The organism is Prochlorococcus marinus XMU1408 (assembly GCF_003208055.1).
Lineage (GTDB): Bacteria > Cyanobacteriota > Cyanobacteriia > PCC-6307 > Cyanobiaceae > Prochlorococcus_B > Prochlorococcus_B marinus_A.
In genome coordinates this window covers 1-18,242 of the sequence record NZ_QJUE01000002.1, presented here as the reverse complement: position 1 = coordinate 18,242, position 18,242 = coordinate 1, and the positions used below count along the sequence as shown (strand labels likewise).

Here is an 18,242-nt window from a genome sequence, read left to right as displayed (position 1 = left end):
AGTTAAGGTTCGCCCATGAATATTTTTGGGGTTGGTTTGCCAGAAATAGCAGTTATTGCTGGATTAGCACTTGTTATTTTTGGTCCAAAACGTCTACCTGAACTTGGGCGAACAATTGGAAAAACACTCAAAGGTCTTCAAAGCGCCTCGACAGAATTTGAGCGTGAAATCAAAAATGCAATGTCTGAAGACGAGTCTGCAAATGAAAACATTGTGGACAAAGAAAATTAATTACTCCAAAACTAAATTAGTTATATCTCACTACTAGAATCAACAATGATTCTTTTGCATCGGTATGGTTTCTGATGAATTGAAATTATTAGTTGGCTTAGGTAATCCTGGGGATGAATATATGAAAACTCGTCACAACGTAGGATTTATGGTTCTAGAAGAAATAGCGAGACAAAATAATTGCACCTTTCGTGAAAATAAAAAGCTCTATGGAAAAACTTGCGAAATTGGCTCAGGTCTTAATAAAACGCGGCTTTTAATGCCTAACACATATATGAACGAAAGCGGAAAATCAGTGCGATCCGCAAAAGATTGGTTTAATTTTGAAAACGATCAATTGTTAGTTTTAGTAGATGATATGGATCTTCCTTTAGGAAAAATAAGAGTACGTTCTCAAGGAGGTTCAGGAGGTCATAATGGATTAAAAAGCATTATCAATCATCTTGGTACTACAGAGTTTAAGAGACTAAAAATTGGAATAGGCGCACCAAGTGATATTCAAAAAGAAAGAAAGTCTAAAACTGTTTCTCATGTTTTAGGAAGATTTTCAAAAGAAGAATATGAAATAATAAATTTCATCATTAAGGAAGTAATGAATTGTATTGAGTCAATCACTCAGAATAATTGGGAAAAGATAACTACTCGACTAAATTCTTATAAACCAGAAAATTCACAACTTTAGAAAATGTATCATAAGCCATCAACTACTGCCTATCTGCAGATTCATAAACAATGCTTTAATCAAAAAAAATTAGAGGGCATAGTACGTGCAGGAGATTTTGAATGGAACTTTATTTGGGCTTTCAATCAGGGACAACTATTTGTCGAACCCCCTCTAGGGAGAGCTCTAATAAAAGATGCGTTAGAACGCTATTTAGTTAAAGCAGATTATAAACTTGAATCTGGTGGAGATTACATTTTTACAGTTAGGTCCAAATTTTAATATCTAATGTATTCGGCCAAGTCAACGTATGTTTTGAAAAATCTTCCAACAAAATCAATGCCACAATAGGATCAAGATTTTCAGGAGGAAAAAGTATTTCTTTTGGAAGCCAGCGAATCAAACAATTTGGTGGCCAAATCTCCCAGTATCTAAATCTTGCTCTTATTGTTGATCCTCTTTCGTTAACATAGTTAAAGTTAAAAATATTTTTCATTTTTAATTCATTTTCTATATACTTACAATTTGTTCCATTACCAATGATTATTTTACTAATCTGGTAATTTTCATTCCAAAGTGAAACCAAGTCAGAAAATCTATTTAATGAAGATACTCCTGCTTCAATAACATTTCCAGATTTGATATCAGCTATTATCAAGCCGCACTTATTCTTTCCAGGATCTATAGATACAAATACACTCATTTTGTGTCTTTTCTATAAACTTTCTTTAAAGCTTGTAACTCTAATGATATTGCAACCTTATCTGCACTTTGACTATTGTCTAAAGCTTTCGCAATAATTTGGAAATCTCCATATTTTCTACTAACTAAGTTTTTGCCTAAATTGTTAATCTGATTAGCATTGATTTTCAACTCAGAGCTTAAAGACCCTCGCCTCTTAACCTCTGCTAAAGTAGAAGCAAGTAAAAGTTTAATCTTTTTTCTTATCGAATCTGAATTAGATTGAGCTAAATATATATATTCTTTAGCAATAACTTCTCCTTTTTTAGTAATATTTTTATTTAATGTAATCTCAGGGAAAGCATACACATAGTTTTCACCTCTAAGTATATTTCCTGCTGATTTTATACTGACTACCCAACTCCTATTATCAGAAATTATTTTTTCAAGTTTTTCAATATGATCTTTCCTTACTAAAAGTATTCTACGATACTTTGATTGATTAGTTTTCGCTAAATTGAATGCATATAAGTTTGCTTGCTGAAGTATAGTTTCAATCTCTTTTTTTATATCATCATTTTTATCTATCTGTATAGTCTTAGTTAAAAGCGATTGTCCACTACTTATTACCACATCTCCACTTCTTAAAGCATATAAATTTTTTTCTAATTTTTTTAATTCCAACTCCCTTTCCGAAATCTTTGCTTGAATATCCTCTAATTCAAATAATCCAACCCTTAACTGACCATTAAAAGCAACCATAATTGCGAATGAAATAGCACTAATAATACTTCCAGTAAAAACAGTTATTAAAACAGCTGTACTTTTAGGCCTTAACTTAAAAATACTTAAACGTGCTTTTCCAACTCTTGTTCCTAAACGATCTCCCAAAGTAGAAAGTATCCCACCTAGGATCAATAGTGAGAAAATTAAAAGCCAACCAGTCACAGAAAGAAAGAGGAAGAATTAAATCAAGTCCCCTAAACATTAGTATGCAATGGGCTTCAATTAAATCTTTTTGCTAAAGCAATTGGATCAAATATAGTTATTTTTTTTCTATCAATTGCTAATAATGAGGAACTTTTCAACTCACCAAGTAATCGCGTAATAGTAACTCTTGTTGAACCTATAGCTTCAGCAATAGCTTGATGAGAAAGTCTTAAATCAATTGTTACTCCTTGCTCCCCAGGGACACCAAAGTCTCTGCACAAAACAAGTAAAAAGCTTGCAAGACGAGAAGACATATCTCTGTGTGTCAAGGTTTCTATCATCGTTTCAGTTTGAAGTACTCGACTTGATAAACCTTGAAGCAAAAGTAATCCCACTGAAGCATCTTGCTCAATTGCATTTTTCACTGAAGCAGCTGGAGCCGCAACAAGCTCTACACGTGTAAAAGCAATGGCATGATAAAAACGATCAGATCTATGCCCTGTCAATAGAGATAGAACGCCAAAAAGACTATTTTCTCTCAATAAAGAAACCGTTATTTCTTCGCCCGTTTCATAAACTCTACTCAATCTAACTGCTCCTCGCCTTATCAAATAAACCCTTTCAGCAGGATCGCCAGGAAAAAAAATTGTTTTTGACCTATCAACGATCTCAGTAGAGACTCCATCAAGAGATTTAATTACATCCAAAAGTGTTTTGTTTGGAGGCAAAGAAGATGATGAATTAACAGCCATCTGGCTATTTCTCTGTTGGTTGAAACGGGTAAAGCCACGATATGAAGTGACCATATTTAATTTATTGTTCAAAGAACATTAATTACTTAAGAAAAAACGATATGTAGCCATGGCGACTTTTTTAGCCCTAAGTCACCAACTAAATAATTACTTACTCTAAAATTCTATCTTTTAAAGCCTTCAAGTTTGAAACTCTCTTAAAAAGTATCAAAAGTTTCATTTGTTTTCATCTTTTCTTATGGCCGCTTTAATTTATTCAAAAGCAATAAAAATTTTGATTTTATTATTTCAGACACCACAGATAGTGTTTATTTGGTTGATTAGATTTTTTCTCCCGCTAGATTAATAAAGTGACAACAAGGTCAAAATTGAGATGAATGCACAAATCAGCATTAATGCTCAACAAAGAGGTTTATCAACGCCTAACGAGCCTTCGCTTCGGCCTGTCCCCAATGGCAATCCTTTACAGCTAGTCACAACGCAAGGACAAGTTCAAATCCACACTTCTACTTTTAGAGGCAGTTTTTCTATTGTTCTTAGTGAGGCTCTAAGATCTGCAGGATTAGGAAGCAACGTTTTAGTATCTCAATTTTTGAAAGGTGGAGTTAATCAAGGACCAAATGGAGCCATAAATCTATGCGGGCGTCTGGAATGGCTAAGACCAGCTATTGAAACATGCTTACCTGAGCAATCCTTGGCAGAAGATTTATCTTTCAAAAAAAAATATGAAGAAAAAGCCATTAAAGAGCTATGGGAATTTTGTAAGAAACGTTTAATTGAAAAAAATTTAGATAAAATTGTACTTGATGAAATAGGAATGGCAATTAGCCTTGGTTTCATTGAAGAAAATGATTTAATTTCTATGATCAATAATCGTCCTTCATCTACAGATATTATTCTTACAGGACCATCTATTCCTCCTAAAGTAATGGAAATGGCTGATCAAATCACGGAATTACGCTGCAATTAAATGTTAAAAAACGATCGCTGGATTTCAGAGCAAGCTTCATTAGGAATGCTTGAACCATTTCAAGAAAAGCTAATAAGACATCTTGAACCAGAATCCAAAAAATCCCCTGTTTTAAGTTTTGGTTGCTCATCATATGGATACGATTTGCGTCTTTCTTCAAAAGAGTTTTTGATTTTCAGGCATGTTCCAGGAACAGTGATGAATCCAAAAAAATTTAATCCCGCAAATTTAGAACCGACAGATTTAAAAGAAGATAATGATGGTAAATATTTTATTTTGCCTGCTCACTCTTATGGCCTTGGAGTTGCATTAGAAAAAATGAAGGTTCCACCTAATATTACTGTTATTTGCCTTGGGAAAAGCACCTACGCACGTTTAGGAATAATAGTAAATACAACCCCTGCAGAGGCAAGCTGGGAGGGACATCTTACCCTTGAATTCAGTAATAGCTCTGGTGCTGATTGCAGGATTTATGCTGATGAAGGAATTTGTCAATTACTTTTTTTCGAAGGTGACCCTTGTGAAACAACTTACAGTGATAGGAAAGGTAAATATCAGCATCAACCCGAGAAAGTTACTCTCGCTAAAGTTTAAATATGAGTCTTGTTAAATTAATAACCTCTACACCAGATGCTGAAAAAAGCATGGCATATATTGCCAGGGTTAGTAATCCAAAGAATCAAGATAATAATGACTTCACTAAGTTAATTGGATATTGCATAAAAAATGAACATTGGAGTGTATTTGAACAAGCTTATATGACTTTACAAATAGAAACTACTCGAGGGATTGCTGCACAAATATTAAGACATCGGTCATTTACTTTTCAAGAATTCTCACAACGTTATGCAGATAGTAGACAATTAGGAGAAATTCCTATACCTGAATTAAGGAGGCAAGATAATAAAAATCGGCAAAATTCTATTTCAGACTTATCTGAAAAACTTGTTAGTGAATTTAATAAAAAAATCAAACACCAATTCAATCTAAATAAGCAACTTTATGAAGAAATGCTAGAAGCTGGTATAGCAAAAGAATGTGCTAGGTTTGTACTGCCACTAGCTACACCTACCAGAATTTACATGACAGGTTCTTGTCGTTCCTGGATTCATTATATAAATCTAAGAACTGGGCATGGAACACAAAAAGAGCATATGAATATTGCAGAAGAATGTAAAAATATTTTTTCACAAGAATATCCTGTCGTATCAAGAGCCTTAAATTGGTTAACCTAATTGTGATCTCTTGGATTTACAGAGTTAAGAATCTTATTAACATTTCTTTGTTCTAAATAAGTTTCAGAAGTTAAATTACTTGAATTTGATAATTTAGAAAAAGAAGGTAATTCTGAATTATTTATTAAAGCAAAAAAGATCTCATTAAGTTCACTAAATTTTCTTACACCCAAAGAAACGCCCTTAAGTTCGCCTTTATCATCAAAGAAAATTAATTTAGGTATACCATTTACATCATATTTATCAATCCAATCAACCCACCTAGGATTATCAACATTTAGTAATACAACATCTAATTTGTTTGGATTTTGTTTTTTCGCATCAATCATTGCAGGAGCCATTTCCTTACAAGCTTCACACCAATCTGCATAAAATTCAAAAACTGTAGGTCTGCCATTTGACAAGGCCACTTCGGGTAAAAGAGAGTTTTTTGCCAATTCATCCAAAATTGCATTAGCCCTAAACCCACTACGGAAAAAGAATAAAGAAATAACTAGAATAATACTAAGAAAAACCAAAAAACATTTCTCCAAGAAACTAAGCTCTTTATCTGTATTTGTTGTATCATTCATAATTGATTGTTTTCATACAACTAATTTACTAATTATATACAAAATTTTTTATTTAATAGAATATTTAATAGTAGAAATTATCAATTTGATTAATCGATAGATAATCTTCTATTTCTAATGTAAATAGCTCTATAAATTGGCAAATTTTTCTTGAGAACGAATAATTCCCTATCTGTACATACAGCGTAAGGATTCTTATCAAGCCATTGCAATCCATTTAACTTCTTTCTATCAAAATAGCTACTATTATCAATAACATCAGTCATAGTTTTAATAAGCTTAAATATATCACTTTGAATAAATAATTCTCCATCCTTACTCATTGATCTAGCTATAGAATTGATCAAGCTTGTCTGAACAACTCTTCTTTTAAAGTGCTTTCTCTTAAACCATGGGTCAGGAAATTGAATTGAAACTCTTTTCAATTGACCATGATTCAAATCAGATAGCCATTCGTCTAAACTTACATTCACATTGCAAAAGAGGAATTTTAAGTTTTGCAATTCTAATTTTTTTCTTTTTATTTCAGACAAAGCAACAAGAGGTTCTCTTATCTCAAGCCCAAGAAAATTCCACTTTGGATATTTTAAAGCTAATTCAATTAGGAATTCACCTTTAGCAGATCCTATATCTAAATGAATTGGGTAATGCGAATCCCTAAAAAGAATAGACTTACTAGGCAATGATAAAGGTAGTTGGAAAAATTGACTTAAAGGATTTACATGCTGTCTCACAGAATGAAGCCTGATATTGATAAATCAGATTTTTATATTAGCAAGTTAATTCAAAGTTTCAGAAGGAAATATAAACAAGAAATCAATTTATAATAAACTTATTAATCTAGTTTATTATTATTTTTTTGTTTGATGGACTACTAATGATCAACAAAACTTTTGAAGGAATTTGATCATCAGATTACAGACTTTTTCTAAATATGGAGAAAACTATTTAATAATTAAGAATAAGCATGAAAAGAATACATTAAGGTTGATAATAAATATGAATGAGATTTTTTTCTTGACTGAACCTCAATTCCAAATTCTAGTTTGGCTCTCATATCGAATTGCGGCTACTTTCGCATTTGGACTACCATTGTTCTTATTGATTTGGGCAAAAATCACAAATTCAAGCGCTATTGACCGACTACTATCAATTTACTGGAAAGTTTCTAGTCTTTACGCGATTAATCTTTTGTTCCTTAGTAGTGAAAGTCAAGTAGGTCAATTACTTTCATTGATTTCACCCATCTTAATGGTTGGTTCTATTTGGTTTTGGGTTGATCTAAATGAAGAAATTGAAGAAATGTATATTTACAGGCCCATTTCATTAACTACAAGAATTTGGAGATTGACTTTATCTTTTTGGGGTATATTAAATACTATTCTACATATATTTAGTTGGAGGTGTTTAAATTCTATTAATGGAATCTATTGCGACACATGGAGAGAAATCCCATACGACTCATTTATTACAACAAAAATAATTATAAGATTTATTTTAGATGGAAATTGGACTACTGTTCTTTCAACATTTTTTGGATATTTAGCTTTAATATTATATTTAACAGGTTTATTTCAATGGTTAATTGTACAATTACCAAAAAATGGGCGATTTGCAGGTAAATTCTAGAAAAGATTTATCTAATATTCAATTTAGAAAATATTTAAATAGCAATTACTACTTTTTCACATCGCTTACAGATGTTTGTGTGTATTTTATTATTACTCATTTCAATTTCATAATGCCAGCACCTTTCACATTTGAACCCTCTAGCTTTTGCAATATCGACTGAAGCAATATCACTTTCTTCGCTAACTAAAACCTCAGCCCAAGGTTCACCTCCAATTTGTAAAGATGATACAAGGAACCAATCTCTAAGGACATCAACATTATTAGATTCGCATCCAGATAACCATTCAATCGCGGTTCGAACTTTTTCATCAGTGATATCAACTCTAACTGATGCTTCTAAAGAGGAACCTAATTCTTGCTTATTTCTGCAACTCTCCAACATACGATTAATAACTGTTCGGAGTTTACGAAGTTCAACAACATGTTCATTAAGACTGTTATTTCTCCAAATTTCAGGTGCTTTAGGCCATCCTCTTTTAAAGACTGATATTTCTTCTAAACTATAGGGAATGTTCTGCCAAATATCTTCTGCCATATGACATAAAACAGGTGCAATTAAACCAGATATTGTCTCAATCACTAAGGACAAAACTGTTTGACAGCTTCTCCTTCTAAAATCACTTTTAGAGCTGACATATAATCTATCTTTTGCGATATCTAAGTAAAAATTTGATAAATCTACTACGCAAAAATTTTGGATAGTTTGAAAAAACTTCGAAAATTCAAAATTAGAAAAGGCATCAGTAATTTCATCTATTACCTCTGCTGTTCTGTTCAACATCCATTTATCTAACAAAGGCAATTCAGAAATATCAATGGCGTCATTATTTTTGTCAAAATCATAGATATTACCTAATAAATATCTAGAAGTATTCCTAATCTTACGATAAACATCAGAAATTTGCTTGAGTATATTTGATCCAATAGGGACATCCGCAGAATAATCAACTGAACTAACCCATAGCCTCAAAACATCAGCTCCATATGCAGGATCTAACTTTTTATTTGAACCACCATTAATTATTACTAAAGGATCAATAATATTTCCTAAAGATTTGCTCATTTTTCTACCATTCTCATCGAGAGCGAAACCATGTGTAAGAACCTTTTTAAAAGGTGCGTGTTCATTAACTGCAACTGATGTTAATAGCGAAGATTGAAACCAACCACGATGCTGATCAGATCCTTCCAAATATAAATCTGCTGGGTAATTAAAATTATTTTTCTTAGAAATAACTGAGGACCAACTAGATCCAGAGTCAAACCAAACATCCATAGTATCTGTTCCTTTCTGCCATCTGTCTGCTTCATTAACATAAGAAGGAGGCAAAAGCTTAGATACCTCATATTCCCACCAAATATCTGCTCCATGAGTTAAAAATAAATCTGCAATATGAGAAATAGTTTCTTTATTTAGCAGAATATCCTTACCATTCTTTTCATAAAATACTGGTATTGGTAAACCCCAAGTCCTTTGACGAGAAATACACCAATCGCCTCTTTCTCTTACCATAGAGTCAATTCTATTTTTTCCTGATAAAGGAAGCCAAGTAACATCTTTTATTGCTGATAGTGCCTTTTCTCTAAATCCTTCAACAGAAGCAAACCACTGTTCTGTAGCTCTGAAAATTGTTGGTTTCTTAGTTCTCCAATCATATGGATACCTATGTTCGTATGGAATTTCTTTAATCAAAGCTTCTTCATTAATTAAATCATCAATTATTATTTTATTAGCGTCTTTTAATACATTTAGTCCTTTAAATTTACCAGCTTCATTTGTGAGAAATCCTTTTTCATCAACTGGGCAAGAAATCGGTAAGTTATATTTTTTTCCAGTATTAAAATCATCTACACCATGTCCTGGCGCAGTATGGACTAATCCCGTTCCTGAATCAATTGTTATGTAATCTCCTCCTAAAACTACAGGGCTTTTTTTATCATATAATGGGTGATTATATATAACTCCATCTAGCAAAGATCCTTTAATTAATAATCTTTTTTTAAAGTCAATTCCCAAAGTATTAGATACTTTTTCTAAAAGATCATTTGCCATAATTGCAAATGACTTATCAGGTCTTTCAGCAATTACATAATCTAATTTTTTATTAACCGATATAGCCTCATTTGCAGGGAGTGTCCAAGGAGTAGTAGTCCAAATTAAGAGTTTAACTTCTTTTAAAATCCCTTCAGAGTCAAATAAATCTGGAGCCTGGTTAGATATTTCTTGGGCTAAAATTTTTGGTATTTGATTAACCTTAAATCCTACGTAAACACTTTGACTTACATGACCATTGGGATATTCCAATTCCGCTTCAGCCAATGCAGTTTGAGAACTTGGACTCCAATGAACTGGTTTTAGACCTCGATATATGTATCCTTTGAACACCATTTCTCCAAACAATTTAATCTGTGAGGATTCAAATTGTTTATCTAAAGTTAAATAAGGATTATCCCAATCACCCCATATTCCCCATCTTTTAAAACCATCCATTTGATTAGATACTTGCTTTTTTGCATAAGCAGCAGCTTTTTTTCTCAGCTTAATAGGCGTTAAAGCAGCTCGTTGAGATTTATCTAAGGCTTGAAGGACTTTCAATTCAATAGGTAATCCATGGCAATCCCATCCGGGAACGTAACAAACTTTTTTACCTTCCATTATTTTGTATTTATTTATTATGTCCTTTAATACTTTGTTAAGTGCATGGCCCATATGAAGAGTTCCATTTGCATATGGAGGGCCATCATGCAAAGTAAAAGTCTCTCCTGCATTTTTCAAACCCAGCTCAAAATCTATCTTTTTTTCAGTCCAAAAAGCTTGCAACTCAGGTTCTCTAAGAGTTGCATTTGCTCTCATACCAAATTCAGTTTGCAAAAGGTTGAGAGTCTCTTTGTAAGTGGAACGATCCTTTTGAGAACCTTTATTGACCTTATTCACTTGGAGAAATATTCAATAATCATCTTAGTGCCTTAGGCACTATAACCATATCAAGAAGTCTATTCATTTTTGAGTTAATTTTAGATTTCTAATGTTATTGGTATCAGGAAAATCAGATTAATCAGCTTCTTTCTTATTGATTTCCTCTTTCAATTTAGGATGAACCCATTTCTTTTCCTTTAGAGGTTTTTCAGATTGATTAATAGAGCTTTTAAACAAATTTAAAAAGCTATTTCCAAGTTGAGAAAAAATTTGACCAAGTTGTTTAAAAGATTCAAACCATCTATCGAAAGATCCTATCCGTTTTTTTTCTTCTACGCTAAGATGGTTCCATCTGTTTTGAATGATTTCTGACATCATTTTCCCGTACAAAAATACCATAGAAATAATTAATAAATTTATTGAACCTCTCAAAAGATCATTCTCCACCAAAAGAAATAAACCTAAAAATAAAAAAAGACCGCTTATTAACCAATCTCGGGGTCTACTTAATTCGACAAGAATTAATGGTAAAACCAATATCAAAAATCCAACAAAAAGTAATATGTAACCAAAAATAGAAATAAACATTTTTTTTCAATATGTATTTGTGAAGCCTTGATAGAGGCTTACCTAAAAACTAAAAATGGTGAGTAAAACAAAGAAGATTCCAAATTCTTAATTGATAAATATTAAAAACACATTAATCTTTTTACCATCACGAATCAAAAATAGTCTTTAAATAGCAATCAATGAGCTGCTAGAATTAATTGACAATCGGTGAAAGCCTTTGGCCCACCTGGCGGAATTGGTAGACGCGCTGGTTTTAGGTACCAGTGACTTCGGTCGTGGGAGTTCAAGTCTCCCGGTGGGCATTTATTACTTAAGCTGTACAGGTTTAACCTAATCTCATTCACATCAAGCAATGACCCAGTGCTTACCGAGGTCTGACAAAAATGAAACAACCAAAAAGCTGAAATCATTACGCGACTGGCAAAATGAAATCCAGGAATATCTAGATCCCCCTAAGCCTTTAAACGTAACTTTAGGGCTTTTCTTAGGCGGATATTGTCTAGCAATAATAAGCATATGGCAGTGGTATCAAGGGAATTGGCCTTTACCAATCTTAGTTGCATTATCTTTTCTAGCTCTTCATATGGAGGGAACAGTTATCCATGACGCATGCCACAATGCTGCCCATCCCAATAAATGGATCAATCAGTTCATGGGGCATGGAGCAGCAATATTGTTAGGTTTTAGTTTCCCCGTTTTCACAAGAGTTCATCTCGAGCATCACAAATATGTTAATGACCCTAATAATGACCCTGATCATATAGTTAGCACATTTGGTCCTGTTTGGTTAATTGCCCCAAGATTTTTTTATCATGAATATTTTTTCTTTGAGAGAAAACTTTGGAGAAAGTTTGAACTTATGCAATGGGGAATTGAGAGAGGAATATTCATATGCATTGTCATTGCAGGGATTAAATATAATTTTATGAATGTTATTTATAATCTATGGTTTGGACCTGCATTAATGGTTGGAGTGACTTTAGGAATATTTTTTGATTATCTTCCACATAGACCTTTTCAATCAAGAAATAGATGGAAAAATGCAAGGGTTTATCCTAGTAAATTAATGAATCTATTAATAATGGGGCAGAATTATCATTTAGTTCATCATTTATGGCCCTCTATTCCTTGGTTTGAATATAAACCAGCGTATGAAACAACAAAACCACTTTTAGACCACAAGGGATCTCCTCAAAGGATGGGGATTTTTGAAACTAAAAAAGATAGTCTAAATTTTCTTTATGATGTACTAGTTGGAATTAGAAGTCATAAAAAAAGAAGGAGCAAAATGAGATCTATCGCAAGAATATTACCTATAAATAATTGGAGAAAAAAATATATTAAATTAATACACCAAACAACTATTAGAACAGAAAATAAAAATTAATTACTAATCAATTTAAAGTATTTTTGGAACTCTAAAAAAATCACCTTCTCTTTGAGGTGCTTGATTAAGGATATCCTCCCTTGAGCAATTAACTTCGACTAAATCATCTCGCATAGCATTAACTACTTCTACAGCTCTAGTGGTTGGTGGAATGTTTTTAGTATCTATTTCTTGCAATTGATCAACATAAGAAAGAATCTCTTCAAGTTGAGATGTATAAGTTTCAATCTGATCATCTGGGAGTTCTAAGCGAGCTAACTGAGCAACCTTCTGAACATCTGATTTAGAAATTTTACTCATAGTTTGGTTTAGTTAGAAAATTTTCAAGAACCTAAATCAATAGTATAAAGACCTTTTTCCAAAATCCTAAGGATTGAAATTAGGCCAACAGGAAAATTGAAAGAAATAATTATTTAGTAATATAGGTTCTGAATAAACAGTAAGGCAATCGCAATTCTTACAAAAGAATTCTTCTCTAGGCCATCCCATTTGGTAGCACCTGATTTAATAGGCTGCTATTTAAATAAACGTGTTTCAAAAAACAAAAATCTTTCTGGTGTAATTGTTGAAACTGAAGCCTATTCACAAGAAGAAGATTCATGCCATGGCTTCTCGGGGAAAACGAAAAGGAATGAAACCCTATTTGGTGAACCTGGTAATTTATATATATATATTTCATACGGAATTTATCATTGCGTAAATGTTGTCACTGGAAAGAAAAATTGGGCCAATGGTGTTCTCCTTAGATCGATAGCAATTAGAGACGAAGATGAGCGTATTGCCGCTGGACCTGGCTTATTAGCGAAAAGATTTGGATTAAATAGAAAACATGACAATTTACTCTTATCACCAGAAAATAATTTTTGGTTTACAAACAGAAAAGATTTCAAAAAAATGGGCAATATTGTTCAAACAACAAGAATTGGTATATCTAAAGCTAAAGATATACCTTGGCGCTGGTATCTTGAAAGTAGTAGAAGTGTTAGTAAAAGGGTTAAAGGAGATAAAATTCCTCCAACAAATAAATGTTGGTACCCTTCCTCACATGAGGGATTATGAATAATTGGAAACATAATCACATTCTTGATCTGTCTACATTTTCTTTAGATGATTACCAAACAGTTTTAGAACTAACTACAAGATTTAAAGATGTACATAAATCAAGTTCTAGAAAACTTCCCGCGCTTCAAGGACGTTTAATTACAAACTTATTTTTTGAGCCAAGTACAAGAACAAGAACAAGTTTTGAACTTGCTGCGAAGAGGCTTTCTGCCGATGTTCAAAATTTTTCTGTCTCAGCAAGTTCTTTAAGCAAAGGAGAGACTCCTCTAGACACTATTCTCACTTATATCTCGATGGGGGCTGATATTTTAATAATTAGGCATGAGTCAACAAATGTCCCCGCAGATTTAGCTAATTATGTAGACAAAAATAATATTAATACATCAATTCTTAATGCAGGAGATGGATATCACAGTCATCCAAGTCAAGGGCTATTGGATTTATATACTCTTGCCACTTTTTTTAATCCAAGCGAACCATCAACGAATAGTCTTATTAATAAAAGAATAACAATAGTTGGAGATATTCTTCATTCTCGAGTCGCCAGGTCAAATCTTTGGTCCTTGACTGCGTGTGGAGCAGACGTAACACTTTGCGGCCCTTCTAGCCTTCTACCTAATGAATTCATTGACTTTGTTTTAAATCCTCCGCCAGGGCAAAAAATTGATCCAATTAATAAGCGAGGTTCTATTTCAATAGAAAGATCACTAAAACATGCATTAAAAAATGCTGATGCAGTTATGACGCTTCGATTACAGAAAGAGAGAATGAAGCAAAATATGCTTACAGATCTTGAAACTTACCATGAAACATACGGCATAACTCATCAAAGCTTAAAATGGTGTGAAAAAAAAGTTCCTGTTCTTCATCCAGGACCAGTAAATAGAGGTATTGAAATTAGTAGTCAGTTAGTAGAAGATAATTCAATCAACCTTATTAGCAAACAAGTCGAAAATGGCATACCTACAAGAATGGCATTGTTGTATTTGCTAGGGTTAAATAAAAATAATTAAATATATCTATAAAAGTTTCAAGCCCTCTGAAAAAAGACCATAAACCATTCCAATCCTAAACATATCAAATATTCTAATAAGTATTATTGGTTTTTTTGATTCTAGGAAAAAGAATCTAGCTTTGATAAGTATCTCCAAAAATATTAATGTAATAAATGCTCCAACTGGATCCATCAATGCAAGTACACCATTAATCATACCTAAAGAGCTTCCTATCAAAAAACCAAACAAAAAAATTATCACTAATAATGAATACCTTCTCCAAGGATTAGCAGCCCAATTCGCTAACCTATCTATAATCTTTGCAGATGATTTATATAAAATTGTTTTCTGCATTCTTTGAGGCATAAGAAAAAGATAAAAAAATTACTTTATATTTATCAACCAACATAATAATAAATGAAAGATAATATAAAGCAAAGAAAATATTTTCAATCAAAATCGAACGTAAATAATAACTCATATTTTCATTAATATAGAAAAAATCCATATTATTTAAAATTTGAAAAAATCTTTTTAAAGGCCTACTTGATATAAAATCTACTGATCATGAATAATCCGACTTCTGTATCTGGAAAAAAAATATTAGTTGCAGTTACAGGAAGTATTGCAGCTGTAAAGACTCCAATTTTAGTTAGTCGATTAATTAAAGCTGGGGCAGAAGTGAAGTGCGTAATAACTCAAAGTGCAGCCAAATTAGTTAGCCCCTTATCTTTATCTACTTTAAGCAGAAATAAATGCTACCAAGATAGAGATCAGTGGCAGGACTACCAAACAAAACCTTTGCATATTGCTTTAGCTGAATGGGCAGATTTAGTTCTCGTTACACCAATGAGTGCAACATCTTTATCAAAATTTATCAATGGAAATGCAGAGGGACTTTTAGCAAGCACTCTCCTAGCAGCAGAATCGCAGATCGTTGTTGCTGCGGCAATGAACACTTCAATGTGGTCAAATCAAGCAGTCAAAAATAACTGGAAGAACTTAAAGGAAATAGACCAAGTAATTACCCTAGAACCAAGCGAGGGACTTTTAGCTTGCGACAGAATTGGTGATGGAAAAATGATTAGTTTAGATGTTATTGAATTAGCCGCTGAAAGTGCCTTTATTTTCCGTGCACAAAATAAATTTCTTACCAAAGATCTAAAAAATATAAGGTTTCTTGTATCAGCTGGACCGACCGTCGAGGATCTTGATGGGGCTAGACAACTAACAAATCGAAGCAGTGGGCGAATGGGTATTTTGATAGCTCAAGCTGCAAAGTTAAGAGGAGCAGAGGTTGATCTAGTACATGGGCCAATAAGCGTATCAAGAGAACTTCTTGAAGGTCTCAATACCTATTCAGTCAGAAACTCAATTGAGATGAGAGAAAAAATCGAACATTTAAAATCCTTTGCACAAGTTATCGTTATGGCTGCAGCAGTATCAGATTTCAAAAAAAAGATTCCAACAAAAAAGAAAATCTCTAAAGAACTTTTTCTAAATTCGATTTTTGATGATATTGAACTAACCCCTGACTTAATTAAAGATCTAACTGGCAGGAAATTAGAAAATCAAATTTTCCTTGGTTTTGCTGCTGAGTCAGGAAGTGATATGGAAATCAAAGAAAAGGGAGAGAAAAAAAGAATTTCAAAAGGGTGTGATCTTCTCATGGCCAATCCAATTGATAGAGATGGGCAGGGATTTGATAAAAACTTCAACAGTGGTTTTTTATTAGGTCCAAAAAAAATGGCTAAAAACTTGCCTTTATCAACAAAACTTTCAATATCCCATCAACTTTTAGATGAAATTCAAGATTTTAAAACTTAAATTTTAAATATTTTTTGTATTAGTTTTTTTTCAAGAATCAGGGCCTTAATGCCGTAAATGCTTGCTACAAAAGGGTTTTGAAGGAAATAAGTACCTCATGGCTGACCAAGCAAAAGCTACGGGTTGTATAGAGCTGCAAAATGCTTGTGATAAGAAGTATTTGACACCTGTAATATCCCAACTGAATTAATTGGGCGGTTTCGACCGCAGTCATCTAGCCCTCTCATGCGATTTCGTCCTCTGCTGGCTTTGATGCTGGCTTTTTGTCTCACCTTTACAACTCTCCCATCTAGCGCATCTGCAGCTTTAAAAGGGCGCGAACAAGGTAATGCTCGATTTGGCAACGTTGTAAATACTGGCCAAGCAGATGCTTGCACTGTTTTACCTGCTGGTTCATCGGGTTCTATTAATGCTGATGGTCAGTTCAAAAGCTTATGCCTTCAGCCAACAGAAGTTTCAGTAAAACTTCCAGGTAACAAGCGAAATAAATCTGATTTTGCAATTGCAAAAATCATTAGCCCTCGCTTTAACACAAGCCTGGATGAAGTTTATGGAGATCTTTCTGGAGGAAAATTCACTGAAAAAGGTGGTATTGACTTCTCTCTTATTACAGTTCTAGCTCCAAATGGAGAGGAATTTCCTTTTGCCTTTTCTGTAAAAGAAATGGTTGCTGAATCAAAGAAAGGAAAATCAATTGAGCCAGGAGCTGAGTTCTCTGGTCCAACAACTACACCAAGTTATAGATCTGCAGACTTTCTTGATCCAAAGAGTCGCGCAAAATCAACTGGTGTTGAATATGCACAGGCTCTCATTGCTCTTGGTGGTGATGATGAGGATCTTGCAAGAGAAAATGTTAAAGATGATCTTGGCGGTAAAGGTCAAATAACACTTACTGTCGAATCTGTTGATGCCGACACTGAGGAATTTGGTGGCCAATTTGTTGCTGTCCAGCCTTCAGACAACGATCTTGGATCAAAAGATCCTGTTGATGTTCAAATCAAGGGTATCTTTTATGGTCGCAAAGCCTAAATAAAGAATATTCATCATCAACAAAAGAAAAAAGGGTGGGGGGTATTGCCCCCACCCTTTTTTCTTTGCTGAATTCGAAGAAAACAAAATTACAAATATGGGCCCTTTGTCTGGGAGAATTTGCCGGGTTACTTCAAGGGAAAATGATTATCAAAAAAAATTCTAATAAAAATTCTGAAGGTTTGATAAAACCTTATGGCGGAGAGCTAATAAACCTAATGGCATCAGATAAGGAAAAAAACGAGGTAAAAAAAAGTTCATTTCAAGTTTTAAGTTGTTCAGATAGAAATGCTTGTGATATTGAACTTTTGCTCATTGGTGCTTTTTCTCCTTTGAGAGGGTTCATGAGCGAAGCAAATTACAACTCAGTTGTTCAAGAGAATCGAATCGAATCAGGTTTGCTTTTTGGCCTACCCATTGTCATGGATACAGATAGAGAGGATATAAATCCTGGAGATACAGCTTTACTTAGATATAACGGTCAAGATCTAGCAATTTTTGAAATACAAGACAAATGGGAACCCAACAAGATAATAGAGGCCAAATCTTGTTATGGAACAACTTCTTTAGAACATCCTGCGGTCAGAATGATTTCTATGGAAAGGAAAAAATACTATTTGGGAGGTTCGATAAAAGGGTTGGAATTACCTACAAGAGTGTTTAATTGTAAAACTCCTGCTCAAGTAAGAAAAAACCTTCCTTCTGGAGAAGATGTAGTTGCATTCCAGTGCAGGAACCCAATTCATAGGTCCTTTGCAATTCGTATGACTCCTTGCCCACCTTTTCCTCCA

Annotated in this window: 21 protein-coding genes, 1 tRNA gene and 1 pseudogene; 14 read left to right on the top strand and 9 right to left on the bottom strand. The window is 33.3% G+C overall.

Annotated elements, in window-relative coordinates:
• Window positions 1-15 precede the first annotated feature (15 nt).
• The 3 genes from DNJ73_RS01570 (at window position 16) to DNJ73_RS01560 (ending at window position 1,174) form a co-directional block, all read left to right on the top strand.
• Window positions 16-231 (top strand): TatA/E family twin arginine-targeting protein translocase, encoded by a 216-nt coding sequence (locus DNJ73_RS01570; RefSeq protein ID WP_158465981.1) that lies wholly within the window; start codon window positions 16-18, stop codon window positions 229-231.
• Between the two features lie 64 nt (window positions 232-295).
• The gene (pth, locus tag DNJ73_RS01565; protein WP_158465980.1) at window positions 296-913 is read left to right on the top strand and encodes an aminoacyl-tRNA hydrolase; all 618 of its coding nucleotides are present in this window, start codon (window positions 296-298) and stop codon (window positions 911-913) included.
• Between the two features lie 3 nt (window positions 914-916).
• Window positions 917-1,174, top strand: coding sequence for a DUF3146 family protein (locus DNJ73_RS01560; RefSeq protein WP_158465979.1), 258 nt, complete (start codon window positions 917-919; stop codon window positions 1,172-1,174).
• Here DNJ73_RS01560 and DNJ73_RS01555 read toward each other — a convergent pair.
• The 3 genes from DNJ73_RS01555 to ntcA are packed head-to-tail and all read right to left on the bottom strand — an operon-like array spanning window position 1,158 to window position 3,309.
• Window positions 1,158-1,595, bottom strand: coding sequence for a hypothetical protein (locus DNJ73_RS01555; protein ID WP_158465978.1), 438 nt, complete (start codon window positions 1,593-1,595; stop codon window positions 1,158-1,160). The two genes, DNJ73_RS01560 and DNJ73_RS01555, sit on opposite strands and share 17 nt — an antisense overlap.
• Window positions 1,592-2,521, bottom strand: a complete 930-nt coding sequence (locus DNJ73_RS01550) for a DUF3084 domain-containing protein (RefSeq protein WP_158465977.1) — start codon at window positions 2,519-2,521, stop codon at window positions 1,592-1,594. The genes DNJ73_RS01555 and DNJ73_RS01550 overlap by 4 nt, the downstream gene beginning before the upstream one ends.
• 56 nt (window positions 2,522-2,577) lie before the next feature.
• Window positions 2,578-3,309 carry a global nitrogen regulator NtcA gene (gene ntcA, locus DNJ73_RS01545; protein WP_158465976.1) on the bottom strand — a complete coding sequence of 244 codons (732 nt, stop codon included), beginning with the start codon at window positions 3,307-3,309 and terminating at the stop codon, window positions 2,578-2,580.
• A 319-nt stretch (window positions 3,310-3,628) separates the two neighbouring features.
• Here ntcA and DNJ73_RS01540 point away from each other — a divergent pair, with 319 nt between their 5' ends.
• The 3 genes from DNJ73_RS01540 to thyX are packed head-to-tail and all read left to right on the top strand — an operon-like array spanning window position 3,629 to window position 5,460.
• Entirely contained in the window at window positions 3,629-4,225 is a 597-nt protein-coding gene (locus DNJ73_RS01540; protein WP_158465975.1) for a cob(I)yrinic acid a,c-diamide adenosyltransferase, read from the top strand.
• The gene (dcd, locus tag DNJ73_RS01535) at window positions 4,226-4,819 is read left to right on the top strand and encodes a dCTP deaminase (RefSeq protein ID WP_158465974.1); all 594 of its coding nucleotides are present in this window, start codon (window positions 4,226-4,228) and stop codon (window positions 4,817-4,819) included.
• Between the two features lie 2 nt (window positions 4,820-4,821).
• On the top strand, window positions 4,822-5,460 hold the full coding sequence (thyX, locus tag DNJ73_RS01530) for an FAD-dependent thymidylate synthase (protein ID WP_158465973.1): 639 nt from the start codon (window positions 4,822-4,824) through the stop codon (window positions 5,458-5,460).
• Here thyX and DNJ73_RS01525 read toward each other — a convergent pair.
• Window positions 5,457-6,032 (bottom strand): thioredoxin domain-containing protein, encoded by a 576-nt coding sequence (locus tag DNJ73_RS01525; protein ID WP_158465972.1) that lies wholly within the window; start codon window positions 6,030-6,032, stop codon window positions 5,457-5,459. The two genes, thyX and DNJ73_RS01525, sit on opposite strands and share 4 nt — an antisense overlap.
• Before the next feature lie 89 nt (window positions 6,033-6,121).
• The gene (trmB, locus tag DNJ73_RS01520; RefSeq protein ID WP_158465971.1) at window positions 6,122-6,766 is read right to left on the bottom strand and encodes a tRNA (guanosine(46)-N7)-methyltransferase TrmB; all 645 of its coding nucleotides are present in this window, start codon (window positions 6,764-6,766) and stop codon (window positions 6,122-6,124) included.
• A gap of 283 nt (window positions 6,767-7,049) precedes the next feature.
• Here trmB and DNJ73_RS01515 point away from each other — a divergent pair, with 283 nt between their 5' ends.
• Window positions 7,050-7,661 (top strand): DUF3177 family protein, encoded by a 612-nt coding sequence (locus DNJ73_RS01515; RefSeq protein ID WP_158465970.1) that lies wholly within the window; start codon window positions 7,050-7,052, stop codon window positions 7,659-7,661.
• Between the two features lie 34 nt (window positions 7,662-7,695).
• Here DNJ73_RS01515 and ileS read toward each other — a convergent pair whose 3' ends face one another.
• Window positions 7,696-10,599, bottom strand: coding sequence for an isoleucine--tRNA ligase (gene ileS, locus DNJ73_RS01510; RefSeq protein WP_158465969.1), 2,904 nt, complete (start codon window positions 10,597-10,599; stop codon window positions 7,696-7,698).
• A 117-nt stretch (window positions 10,600-10,716) separates the two neighbouring features.
• Complete coding sequence (locus tag DNJ73_RS01505) at window positions 10,717-11,169, bottom strand: hypothetical protein (RefSeq protein ID WP_158465968.1); 453 nt, start codon at window positions 11,167-11,169, stop codon at window positions 10,717-10,719.
• Window positions 11,170-11,371: 202 nt separating this feature from the next.
• On the opposite strand from DNJ73_RS01505, the gene DNJ73_RS01500 reads away from it, so the two are divergent.
• Window positions 11,372-11,453, top strand: a tRNA-Leu gene (locus tag DNJ73_RS01500).
• A 50-nt stretch (window positions 11,454-11,503) separates the two neighbouring features.
• The gene (crtR, locus tag DNJ73_RS01495; protein WP_158465967.1) at window positions 11,504-12,538 is read left to right on the top strand and encodes a beta-carotene hydroxylase; all 1,035 of its coding nucleotides are present in this window, start codon (window positions 11,504-11,506) and stop codon (window positions 12,536-12,538) included.
• A 12-nt stretch (window positions 12,539-12,550) separates the two neighbouring features.
• Here the strand turns inward: crtR and gatC are convergent, their stop codons facing one another.
• Window positions 12,551-12,838: an Asp-tRNA(Asn)/Glu-tRNA(Gln) amidotransferase subunit GatC gene (gatC, locus tag DNJ73_RS01490; protein WP_158465966.1), complete on the bottom strand. Its 288-nt coding sequence runs from the start codon at window positions 12,836-12,838 to the stop codon at window positions 12,551-12,553.
• A 132-nt stretch (window positions 12,839-12,970) separates the two neighbouring features.
• Here gatC and DNJ73_RS01485 point away from each other — a divergent pair, with 132 nt between their 5' ends.
• Window positions 12,971-13,597: a DNA-3-methyladenine glycosylase gene (locus tag DNJ73_RS01485; protein ID WP_315968940.1), complete on the top strand. Its 627-nt coding sequence runs from the start codon at window positions 12,971-12,973 to the stop codon at window positions 13,595-13,597.
• Window positions 13,594-14,613 (top strand): aspartate carbamoyltransferase catalytic subunit, encoded by a 1,020-nt coding sequence (locus tag DNJ73_RS01480; protein ID WP_158465964.1) that lies wholly within the window; start codon window positions 13,594-13,596, stop codon window positions 14,611-14,613. The genes DNJ73_RS01485 and DNJ73_RS01480 overlap by 4 nt, the downstream gene beginning before the upstream one ends.
• Before the next feature lie 6 nt (window positions 14,614-14,619).
• Here DNJ73_RS01480 and DNJ73_RS01475 read toward each other — a convergent pair whose 3' ends face one another.
• On the bottom strand, window positions 14,620-14,949 hold the full coding sequence (locus tag DNJ73_RS01475; RefSeq protein WP_374027152.1) for a DUF565 domain-containing protein: 330 nt from the start codon (window positions 14,947-14,949) through the stop codon (window positions 14,620-14,622).
• A 213-nt stretch (window positions 14,950-15,162) separates the two neighbouring features.
• Between DNJ73_RS01475 and coaBC the strand changes: the two genes are divergently transcribed.
• The 3 genes and pseudogenes from coaBC to DNJ73_RS01460 form a co-directional block, all read left to right on the top strand.
• The gene (coaBC, locus tag DNJ73_RS01470; protein WP_158465962.1) at window positions 15,163-16,422 is read left to right on the top strand and encodes a bifunctional phosphopantothenoylcysteine decarboxylase/phosphopantothenate--cysteine ligase CoaBC; all 1,260 of its coding nucleotides are present in this window, start codon (window positions 15,163-15,165) and stop codon (window positions 16,420-16,422) included.
• Window positions 16,423-16,647: 225 nt separating this feature from the next.
• A complete protein-coding gene (locus DNJ73_RS01465; protein WP_158465961.1) occupies window positions 16,648-17,451 on the top strand; it encodes a photosystem II manganese-stabilizing polypeptide in 804 nt (267 codons plus the stop codon).
• Between the two features lie 143 nt (window positions 17,452-17,594).
• Window positions 17,595-18,242 (top strand): annotated as a pseudogene (locus DNJ73_RS01460) (sulfate adenylyltransferase); the annotation flags it as partial.

Bases quoted from the DNA above. Each gene is read 5' to 3' on its own strand.
- DNJ73_RS01475 (WP_374027152.1), bottom strand. From the start codon at position 14,949: ATGCAGAAAACAATTTTATATAAATCATCTGCAAAGATTATAGATAGG.
- DNJ73_RS01525 (WP_158465972.1), bottom strand. From the start codon at position 6,032: ATGAATGATACAACAAATACAGATAAAGAGCTTAGTTTCTTGGAGAAA.
- dcd (WP_158465974.1), top strand. From the start codon at position 4,226: ATGTTAAAAAACGATCGCTGGATTTCAGAGCAAGCTTCATTAGGAATG.
- DNJ73_RS01505 (WP_158465968.1), bottom strand. From the start codon at position 11,169: ATGTTTATTTCTATTTTTGGTTACATATTACTTTTTGTTGGATTTTTG.
- DNJ73_RS01560 (WP_158465979.1), top strand. From the start codon at position 917: ATGTATCATAAGCCATCAACTACTGCCTATCTGCAGATTCATAAACAA.
- DNJ73_RS01540 (WP_158465975.1), top strand. From the start codon at position 3,629: ATGAATGCACAAATCAGCATTAATGCTCAACAAAGAGGTTTATCAACG.
- crtR (WP_158465967.1), top strand. From the start codon at position 11,504: ATGACCCAGTGCTTACCGAGGTCTGACAAAAATGAAACAACCAAAAAG.
- DNJ73_RS01570 (WP_158465981.1), top strand. From the start codon at position 16: ATGAATATTTTTGGGGTTGGTTTGCCAGAAATAGCAGTTATTGCTGGA.
- pth (WP_158465980.1), top strand. From the start codon at position 296: ATGGTTTCTGATGAATTGAAATTATTAGTTGGCTTAGGTAATCCTGGG.
- DNJ73_RS01480 (WP_158465964.1), top strand. From the start codon at position 13,594: ATGAATAATTGGAAACATAATCACATTCTTGATCTGTCTACATTTTCT.
- coaBC (WP_158465962.1), top strand. From the start codon at position 15,163: ATGAATAATCCGACTTCTGTATCTGGAAAAAAAATATTAGTTGCAGTT.
- ntcA (WP_158465976.1), bottom strand. From the start codon at position 3,309: ATGGTCACTTCATATCGTGGCTTTACCCGTTTCAACCAACAGAGAAAT.
- gatC (WP_158465966.1), bottom strand. From the start codon at position 12,838: ATGAGTAAAATTTCTAAATCAGATGTTCAGAAGGTTGCTCAGTTAGCT.
- thyX (WP_158465973.1), top strand. From the start codon at position 4,822: ATGAGTCTTGTTAAATTAATAACCTCTACACCAGATGCTGAAAAAAGC.
- DNJ73_RS01555 (WP_158465978.1), bottom strand. From the start codon at position 1,595: ATGAGTGTATTTGTATCTATAGATCCTGGAAAGAATAAGTGCGGCTTG.
- DNJ73_RS01465 (WP_158465961.1), top strand. From the start codon at position 16,648: ATGCGATTTCGTCCTCTGCTGGCTTTGATGCTGGCTTTTTGTCTCACC.